Here is an 8569-nt window from a genome sequence, read left to right as displayed (position 1 = left end):
CGCTCCTTCTTGATCGTGTTGCCATAGGAGATGCGGTCAGCGGTGGCGCCGGCCGCGAGAGCGAGCTCGATCTCGACGACCGAGGCGCAATCGAAGCAGGAGCCGAGCTTGGCCAGCAGGGCAAGCACCTCCGGTGCCGGGTTCGCCTTCACGGCGTAGAAGACGCGCGTGTCGGGAAGGGCCCGGGAGAAGGCACGATAATTCTCGCGCACGACATCGAGATCGATGACGACGCAGGGACCGTCTTCACGGCGGTTACGCAGAAATTCACGGATGCGCTCGGTCATCGGCGCGACTCCCCTACGGCGCAAGCGGCGCCGATACGACGTATCGCCGGGTGAGTCGTTCGCAGGTCACGGCGCGATGGAGACGCCGAGAACAGCGGACGAAACGTCCGGACCCGAAACACCGTCGATTGGGGACCCCCCCGCACGGCCGGCAATGAAGGACAAGCCTCTTCGGTGTTGACCTGTGGAAAGCCAACGAGACCAAAAAAGCCCGCTCCGTCGTTGCTTTAAGCTGCGTCCCCCGTGGAGATTCGGGGTTTGCCGGTTTCGCCTCCGGCTGCTGGTCGCTGTTCGGGAGCGGCTCTCTTGCGAGAACCGGGAGCGTGATTTGAGGGGATATCCATCCCCCTCCATCCGTTTCCCATCCCTGGCGGCTGTCCGGCCTCTTGTCCGAATGCCCACCGACCAGCACGCGGCCACAGGCACGTGCGAATTGGGTAAGCCGCATATACGAACTGCGGCCCCCCTCTACAAGTTCTTTTTGACCTCGGGGTTCGGTTTTTTCGCCGAACGCGCGAGGCAGAAGCGCGCCGGGCTGGTCGACGGGCGCGCAACCGCAGGTATCGAGGCTGATCGAGCCTCAATCTAGACCCGCTTCTCGCAAAAGCGGATGCGGTTCCCAAATGGGTCCGGCACCTCCAGCGTGCGACCGCCCGGGCCATTTTCCTGGATACCGGGTTTCGAGAAGGGATAGCGCTTGCCGATCAGTTCGGCGCGATAGGCGTCCACGCCCTGCATCCAGACGAAGACGGTCGACCCTGGGCTGGCGTCGCCATGATGCTCGGAGAGGTGAAGTTGCAGGCCCGAGCGTGAAACCTGCATATAGATCGGGAATTCAGGTCCGTAGCGGTGGTCCCAATCCATGCTGAAGCCGAGGAAGCCAAGATAGAACTCCTTGGCTTTCTCCAGGTCGAAGATCCGCAGGATCGGGATACCCATATTCAGGGTCACGCCTGTCTGGTCGGTGCCGGCGGCCGGGCGGGCTTCTGCCTCGCCGATTTTCGCCGCGAGGATGTTCCAGTCGTCATAGCCGAACTGCCGGGCGACGATTTCGAGCGCCTGGGCATGTGAAAGCGCGGTCTGCGGAGCCACGGCTTCGCGCAGGGCCTTGGCCATCAGTTTCGCATCGCGATAGGTGCGCATGCTCACAATCCTTCTCGATGGTGGACGAAGCGGCCAGGGCTCGCATTGCTGGAAGCGTCCACCGGATCGATCGGGATCGGGACGGAAGCGGGATGCATTCACCATGCCCTGGGAGGGCGCGAGCGGCGGGCTGCATCCGGCCCGGGGCGAAACGTAGAAAACAGGGCGATCGGCTGTCAACATCGTGGGTGCCGGAGATGCGCCGCCGCTGCGCCCTAGACCGGCCCCATTTCATCGCCTAAGTCGTTGGCGAGATGCGCCTTCGGGCGCAAACGCGACGGGGCTTCCTCGAATCATGACCGTATCCAATCGCCGCCAGATCCTGGCCGGCCTTTCCGCCGCCTTGAGCTTTTCCGTGGCGCCCGCCGCGCTGCTCGCGCAGCAGCCGGAGACGCAGCCGGCTCCGGCCCCGACCCCACCGCAGCCGCGCTTCGGCTTCGAGGACGTGGTGCGCCGGGCTCGCGAGATCGCGGCCGCGCCCTATGAGCCTGGTCCGACTCTGCCGGAACCGTTGTCGCGTCTCGATTTCGACGCCTGGCGCGATATCCGCTTCCGCCCCGAGCGGGCGCTGCTGGCGCCGACCGGTTCGGGTTTCCGGATGCAGATGTTCCATCCCGGCTTCCTGTTCACGCGCCCGGTGACCGTGAACATCGTGCGCGACGGCGTACCGACACCGGTGCCTTATTCGTCGAACCTGTTCGACTATGGCCGGATCAAGTTCGAGAAGCCGCTGCCGGTCAATCTCGGCTTTGCCGGCTTCCGCCTGCATTATCCGCTCAACGATCCGCGCATTTTCGACGAGCTGATCTCCTTCATCGGCGCCAGCTATTTCCGGGTGCTCGGCCGCGAGCAGCGTTACGGGCTTTCGGCGCGCGGCCTGGCCATCGGTGCCGGCGTGCCCGGAGGCGAGGAGTTCCCTGTCTTCCGCGAGTTCTGGGTGGAGGCACCGAGCGCGGGCGCCGAGCGCGTCACGGTCTATGCGCTTCTCGATTCAGCCTCGGTATCGGGCGCCTACCAGTTCCATATCTATCCGGATGTCGACAGCGTGGTCGATATCAGCGTCGCGCTGTTCCCGCGCAAGACGATCGAAAAGCTCGGCCTCGCGCCGCTGACCTCGATGTTCTTCACCGGTGAGAACGACCGGCGCTTCCATGACGATTTCCGGACCGAGCTGCATGATTCCGACGGCCTGATGGTGCACTCGCGCACCGGCGAATGGATCTGGCGGCCCTTGCGCAATCCGCGGCAGCAGGCGGTTTCCTCCTTCGTCGAAAGCAATGTGCGCGGCTTCGGACTGATGCAGCGCGACCGTGTCTTCGAGCATTATCAGGATCTCGATCTCAGCTACGAGCTCAGGCCGTCCTACTGGATCGAGCCTCAGGGCGACTGGGGCGAGGGCGTGGTCGAGCTGATCGAACTGCCGACCGGCGACGAGACCAACGACAATATCGTCGCGCTCTGGGCGCCCAAGGCCGCGCTGGAGGCCGGCCGCGAGTTCCGCTTCGGCTACAAGCTGACCGCGCTGCTCGACTCCAGCGACCTCCACCCCGGCGGCCGCGTGATCAACACCTACCAGGCGAAGCCGAAGGCGCTCGGCTCGGGCGAGCCCGTCACCGATGGCGCGCGCCGCTTCATCGTCGATTTCGCCGGCGGCGATCTCGACTATCACCTGAAGCAGCCGGAGAAGGTCGAGATCGTGCCTTCGATCGCCTACGGCCGGATCAACCGCGCCTTTATCGTGCCCAACCCGAAGACCGAAGGTTTCCGCGCCTTCATCGACATCGTCGTCGAGCCCGGGCAACTCGCAGAGATGCGTGCCTTCCTGAAGAGCGGCGACAAGACGCTGACGGAGACCTGGAGCTATCCGTGGCGCGCCGAGGCCTGATCGCTCGGATCAGGCTGCTGCGGCCACGACCTCGATCTCGACCTTGAACTCGGGCAGCGTGAAGCCGGAGACGATCATCAGGGTCGAGGCCGGAGGCGGCGTGCCGACATGGGCGTCACGCGATTCCATATAAGGCTTCATATGCGCCCGGTCGGTGACATAGGCATTGATCCGCACGATATCGGCGAGCGTCATGCCGGCTTCGCCGAGGATCTTGGCGATGTTGGCGAAGCAGAGATCAGCCTGAGCCCGCGCATCTTCGGGAATGCTGCCATCGGCCGTGATACCGAGCTGCCCGGAGCAGAAGACGAGGMGCTGCCCGCCGGGCAATTCGGCTCCATGGCTGTAACGGGCGAAGGGCGGGCGGATCGAGGGCGGGTTGAGCGGCTTCATGCTGGTTCTCCAAAGCTGCCGGATTATGCCGCGCCGGGCGCCCAAGAACCAAATGCCCCGTGGCGGAGTTGATCAGTTCCGGTATTTGGGGGATTGAGGTGCTCATGCCACGTTCATTGCGCAGGCCTAGGCTTGCGAATCAGCTGAGCCAACGAGACGGGAATAGGCACCGCATGACGACCGTGACCGCGACACGACATCGCTTCTTCAAGGCCGCCTGCCTGCTGCCCTTCCTTGCGCTCACGGCCTGCGCGGGGTCGCAGCGTTTCAACGGGCCGGGACCCGGTTTTTCCGGTGGGCCGGGCTACGGCCAGCCTCAGCTGCAATCGGCTCCGCCGATCAGCTCTGCTCCCGTGACGTCGCAGCCCTTGCCGCCGCCGGGCGGATATCCGGCCGCCTCCGCGCCTTCGTCGCCGGGAGCCCTGCCTCCGCCGCAGGATCCGTTCTTCGATCCCAATGCAGGACGGCCGCAACCGCAGAGCGCGCCGCCTGTCGCCGGGGCAACCGAGATTCCGCAACTCAGAGGCGGCAGCGGCCAGGTCGCGACGCTGGGCCAGGGCGCCGCCCCCGCCCGCAGCGCGGGATCTTCGCGTGACAGCGTCATCGGGAGCTGGACCGCGCGCGAGGCGACGGGCAGTTCCTGCCGGATCCAGCTGTCGAGCACGCCGGCTCTCGATCTCTACCGCGCCAATGCGGCAGGCTGCGCCAATCGTGACCTGCAGAAGGTCAATGCCTGGGACTATCGCGACGGCGAGGTCTATCTCTACCAGCCGGGCGGCACGGTAGTCGCGCGTTTGCGTGCCGGGGACAGCGGCAGCATGAACGGCGCTGTCACCAAATCCGGCGCCGCCCTCTCGCTCAACCGCTGAGGTGGGCCTGCTCGTCGCGCCTCATGGGCGCGACGACGATCTCGCGAAAAAGGCCGGGCGCCAGAAGCGGCGCTGCAGCGACAGCGCCAGAGTGGCGAAGCCCTTGGCATTGTCGAAGGCTTCGTCGAGGACGGTGAAAGGCGTCGGCCCGCCGGTGGCGATCGTCCCCTCGACATCGTTGTAGCCGCCAATCAGCTCGGCCTCGAACTTGCGCGCCAGCCGGCGCATGGCAGCGTTCTCGGGTAGGCAGGTCATGTAGAGCGTGCGAATGCCGCGATTGCGCGAGGCCGTGATCAGCCGCGTGAACAGCGCTTCGCCGATGCCTTGCCGGCGCCAGGCCTTCTCGACGCTGAACGCGGCTTCGCCCGTCTGGGTGACGATGTCTTCCAGGCCGCGCAGTTCGGCCGCGCCGCGGACCTTTCCGTCCTCGATATAGGCATAGACCAACCCGCCGACGCCGAAGGTGGTCTCAGCGTAATTGACGAGAAAATCGTCGTTGACGGCCGTGCCAAAGCGCTCGCGACGCGTAAGCACGTCCAAGCGCAGCAGATGATCGATGAAGAGGGTGCGTTCCGCAGGCCAGAGCCGGCGAATTTCACCCTGGCCGGACATTGCGCCGGCCTTTGTCGAACGAGCCAATTGTCTTCTCCTGTCACAGCGCCATCTCGCGCTACCGTCCAGGAGGCGTTCGTCCCTAGAGCTCGGGTCGGAAGATGCGCCGCCAATCTGGGAATGCAAGAGGCGAAGCTGTGGCAAATTTGGGCGGGAGCGCGGATATTTCGCCCAATCTGCCCCGATCTGCGGCCCATGCCTAAGCGTGCATCAGCCAGCAGGCTTGCGGTTGCATCGAGCCTGGCTTAACCCGGGCAGCCGATGCTGTCCCGCCCGCAGGCCATGCCCGCCACCATCTCCGAACGCTATGTCGCCATGGTCGAGGCCGGCGTCATCGAGCGCGATGCGGCGCAATTCGCCGTGGTGAAGCGGCTCGAGGCGCTGTCGGAGACACTCGCCTCACGCCAACTGGCCAGAAAGAGCAGTGCGCTCGGCTGGCTGTTCGGCAAGCGGCAGGCGTCGGCCAATGGCATCAAGGGCCTCTACATCTGGGGTTCGGTTGGCCGCGGCAAGACCATGCTGATGGACATGTTCTACGACTCGGCGCCGGTTACGGCCCGCAGGCGCGTGCATTTCCATTCCTTCCTGGCCGATGTCCATGCGCGCATCCACGCCTACCGCCAGCGCCTGAAGGCGGGCGAGGTCAAGGAGCCCGACCCGATCGGTCCCGTCGCAGCCGAACTCGCCGAAGAGGCAACGCTGCTCTGCTTCGACGAATTCACCGTCACCGATATCGCCGATGCAATGATTCTGGGGCGCTTGTTCACGGCGCTCTTCGCGGCCGGCGTGGTGGTGGTCGCAACCTCGAATGTCGAGCCGTCGCGTCTCTATGAGGGCGGGCTCAACCGAGCGCTGTTCCTGCCCTTCATCGCATTGCTGACCGAGAAGGTCGACGTGCTGCGTCTCGATGCCCGCACTGACTTCCGGCTGGAGAAGCTTGGCGGCGCACCGACCTATCATGTGCCTGCCGATGCAACGGCCAGGGCCGCGCTCGACAAGGCTTTTCTGACTCTGAGCGGGGTCGCCCATGGGCAGCCGCTCGTCCTGTCGGTCAAGGGGCATGAGCTGCGCGTGCCGGAAGCGGCCGGGGGCGTCGCGCGCGCCGGTTTCAGGGATCTCTGCGCCGAGGCCTATGGCGCCTCGGATTATCTCGAGCTGGCGGAGCGCTTCCATACGCTGATGATCGAAGACATTCCGGTGATGGACGAGACGCAGCGCAACGAGGCGAAGCGCTTCATCATCCTGATCGACACGCTCTATGAGCTCCATGTGAAGCTGATCGCTTCGGCGCAGGCCGAGCCGCACGAACTCTACATCGCCACGAGCGGTCGCGAGGCGTTCGAGTTCGACCGTACGGTCTCGCGGCTGATCGAGATGCGCTCCGGCGATTACCTGGCCTTGCCGCATGGCCGTGCCGATTCCGCCGCCAGCGGCGACACGACCGGCCTGGTCGAGACTTGAGAAGCGTCGCCGCATGCCGACGCGCGAGCCGAGCGAAACCCGCATCCTCACCGTCGCCAGCGAGCATCTGCGCCTGCACGGGCTGAAGCGCTTCACCGTCGTGGCGGTCGCCGAAGAAGCCGGCATGACGCATGCCAATGTCTATCGCTATTTCCCGTCGCGGGCTGCGCTCGTCGACGCCGTGGTCGATGTCTGGCTCAAGGCGACGGAGCGCAGCCTCGCCGACATCGCCGACGGACCAGACCCCGCCCATGACAAGCTGGAGCGGCTGATCCTGGCTCTGGCCAAGGCCAATCGCGACCTGCTGCTGGAGGACCGGCATCTGTTCGCCGCGTTGTCGCAGGCTGTCGCCGGGCGTCATGCGATCAGCCGTCGCAACCGCACCCGGGTGAGGGCGCTGTTCGAGCGGGTCATCGACGAGGGCATCGGCTCGGGCGCCTTCGAACCGCGCGATCGCGACAGGGCGATCGCCTTCGTCATCGATGCCACGCATCGCTTCATTCACCCTGCTGCGCTGGCGCTCGACGCGGATGTGCCGCAGGCTTCGGTAGACCTTCGGTTGGCGACGCTGATCAGGGTCATCCTGCGCGTGCTGGCGACGGGCATCGTCTAAAAAATCTGGCTACAAATTACATTTTTTGTAATTTGTAATCGGAAATTTGCCCGCCTTATTCCTGCCTCGCGCGAGGCGTGCATTGCGCAAGACATTGATTTGACGGCGAGAAAGGTGAAGGCTGTTTTCCAGGGCGCGTGCGCTCCAGCCCGACCGTGATCGCCATAAGACGACTTGCAGCAAAAGGCCTGTTTGGGCCAAAGAAACCCACGGTTTCGCCGGGTCTCCGGCATCTCGCAGCGCAAGCACAAGGACTAGGCTATGGCCCGCAAGAAGATCGCCCTCATCGGCGCCGGCCAGATCGGCGGCACGCTCGCCCATCTCGCCGGGCTCAAGGAACTCGGCGACGTCGTGCTGTTCGACATCGCCGAAGGCATCCCGCAGGGCAAAGGCCTCGACATTGCCGAGTCATCCCCGGTCGACGGCTTCGACGCCGGCTACAAGGGCACCCAGTCCTATGAGGACATCAAGGGCGCCGATGTCGTCATCGTCACCGCCGGCGTGCCGCGCAAGCCCGGCATGAGCCGCGACGACCTGATCGGCATCAACCTCAAGGTGATGAAGTCGGTCGGCGAGGGCATCAAGCAATATGCGCCGAAGGCCTTCGTGATCTGCATCACCAACCCGCTCGACGCGATGGTCTGGGCCCTGCAGAAGTTCTCGGGCCTGAAGCCCAACATGATCTGCGGCATGGCCGGCGTTCTCGACTCGGCCCGTTTCCGCCATTTCCTGGCTGAAGAGTTCCAGGTCTCGGTCAAGGACGTCTCGGCCTTCGTGCTCGGCGGCCATGGCGACGACATGGTGCCGCTGGTGCGCTATTCCGGCGTCGCCGGCATCCCGCTGCCCGATCTCGTCAAGATGAAGTGGACGACGCAGGAGCGTCTGGACGCCATCGTCGAGCGCACCCGCAAGGGCGGCGGCGAGATCGTCAACCTGCTCAAGACCGGCTCGGCCTTCTACGCTCCGGCGGCCTCGGCCATCGCGATGGCCGAGAGCTACCTCAAGGACCAGAAGCGCGTCCTGCCGGCGGCTGCCGCGTTGAAGGGCCAGTACGGCGTGCGCGACATGTTCGTCGGCGTTCCCGTGGTCATCGGCGCCAAGGGCGTCGAGAAGGTCGTGAAGATCCGTCTCAACAAGGCGGAGCAGGAAATGCTCTCGAAGTCGGTGGCTTCGGTGCAGGGCCTGATCGACGCCTGCAAGTCCATCGATTCGTCATTGGCGTGAGATAGAGCGAAGGGCGTGCGGCAGTCTCGCTGCTGCGCGCCCTTCCATTCGCCCTCGCCAGCGCACGCAAGGAATTCGAGCA

General features: G+C 65.0%; 8 protein-coding genes and 1 pseudogene. 5 read left to right on the top strand and 4 right to left on the bottom strand.

The window, feature by feature from the left end; translation table 11 throughout:
* Positions 1-287 (bottom strand): annotated as a pseudogene (locus AC1D34_RS10645) (ornithine decarboxylase); the annotation flags it as partial.
* A gap of 585 nt (positions 288-872) precedes the next feature.
* Positions 873-1430, bottom strand: coding sequence for a glyoxalase superfamily protein (locus AC1D34_RS10640; protein WP_441505799.1), 558 nt, complete (start codon positions 1428-1430; stop codon positions 873-875).
* 295 nt (positions 1431-1725) lie between these two features.
* Between AC1D34_RS10640 and AC1D34_RS10635 the strand changes: the two genes are divergently transcribed.
* Positions 1726-3315 carry an OpgD/OpgG family glucan biosynthesis protein gene (locus tag AC1D34_RS10635; protein WP_441505798.1) on the top strand — a complete coding sequence of 530 codons (1590 nt, stop codon included), beginning with the start codon at positions 1726-1728 and terminating at the stop codon, positions 3313-3315.
* Between the two features lie 9 nt (positions 3316-3324).
* On the opposite strand, the gene AC1D34_RS10630 is transcribed toward AC1D34_RS10635, so the two are convergent.
* A complete protein-coding gene (locus AC1D34_RS10630) occupies positions 3325-3708 on the bottom strand; it encodes a RidA family protein (protein WP_476824218.1) in 384 nt (127 codons plus the stop codon).
* A gap of 173 nt (positions 3709-3881) precedes the next feature.
* Here AC1D34_RS10630 and AC1D34_RS10625 point away from each other — a divergent pair, with 173 nt between their 5' ends.
* Positions 3882-4577 (top strand): AprI/Inh family metalloprotease inhibitor, encoded by a 696-nt coding sequence (locus AC1D34_RS10625; protein ID WP_476824217.1) that lies wholly within the window; start codon positions 3882-3884, stop codon positions 4575-4577.
* A gap of 21 nt (positions 4578-4598) precedes the next feature.
* Here the strand turns inward: AC1D34_RS10625 and AC1D34_RS10620 are convergent, their stop codons facing one another.
* Positions 4599-5216, bottom strand: a complete 618-nt coding sequence (locus AC1D34_RS10620; protein ID WP_441492433.1) for a GNAT family N-acetyltransferase — start codon at positions 5214-5216, stop codon at positions 4599-4601.
* Between the two features lie 234 nt (positions 5217-5450).
* On the opposite strand from AC1D34_RS10620, the gene zapE reads away from it, so the two are divergent.
* The 3 genes from zapE (at position 5451) to mdh (ending at position 8487) form a co-directional block, all read left to right on the top strand.
* Entirely contained in the window at positions 5451-6650 is a 1200-nt protein-coding gene (zapE, locus tag AC1D34_RS10615; protein ID WP_476824216.1) for a cell division protein ZapE, read from the top strand.
* 13 nt (positions 6651-6663) lie between these two features.
* On the top strand, positions 6664-7263 hold the full coding sequence (locus AC1D34_RS10610; protein ID WP_441492435.1) for a TetR/AcrR family transcriptional regulator: 600 nt from the start codon (positions 6664-6666) through the stop codon (positions 7261-7263).
* A 261-nt stretch (positions 7264-7524) separates the two neighbouring features.
* Positions 7525-8487, top strand: coding sequence for a malate dehydrogenase (gene mdh, locus AC1D34_RS10605; RefSeq protein ID WP_043241858.1), 963 nt, complete (start codon positions 7525-7527; stop codon positions 8485-8487).
* Positions 8488-8569 lie beyond the last annotated feature (82 nt).

Source organism: Allobosea sp. P1_A7 (assembly GCF_056406775.1).
The sequence above is the reverse complement of the archived record's forward strand: the minus strand, read 5'-3'. Positions and strand labels throughout refer to the sequence as shown.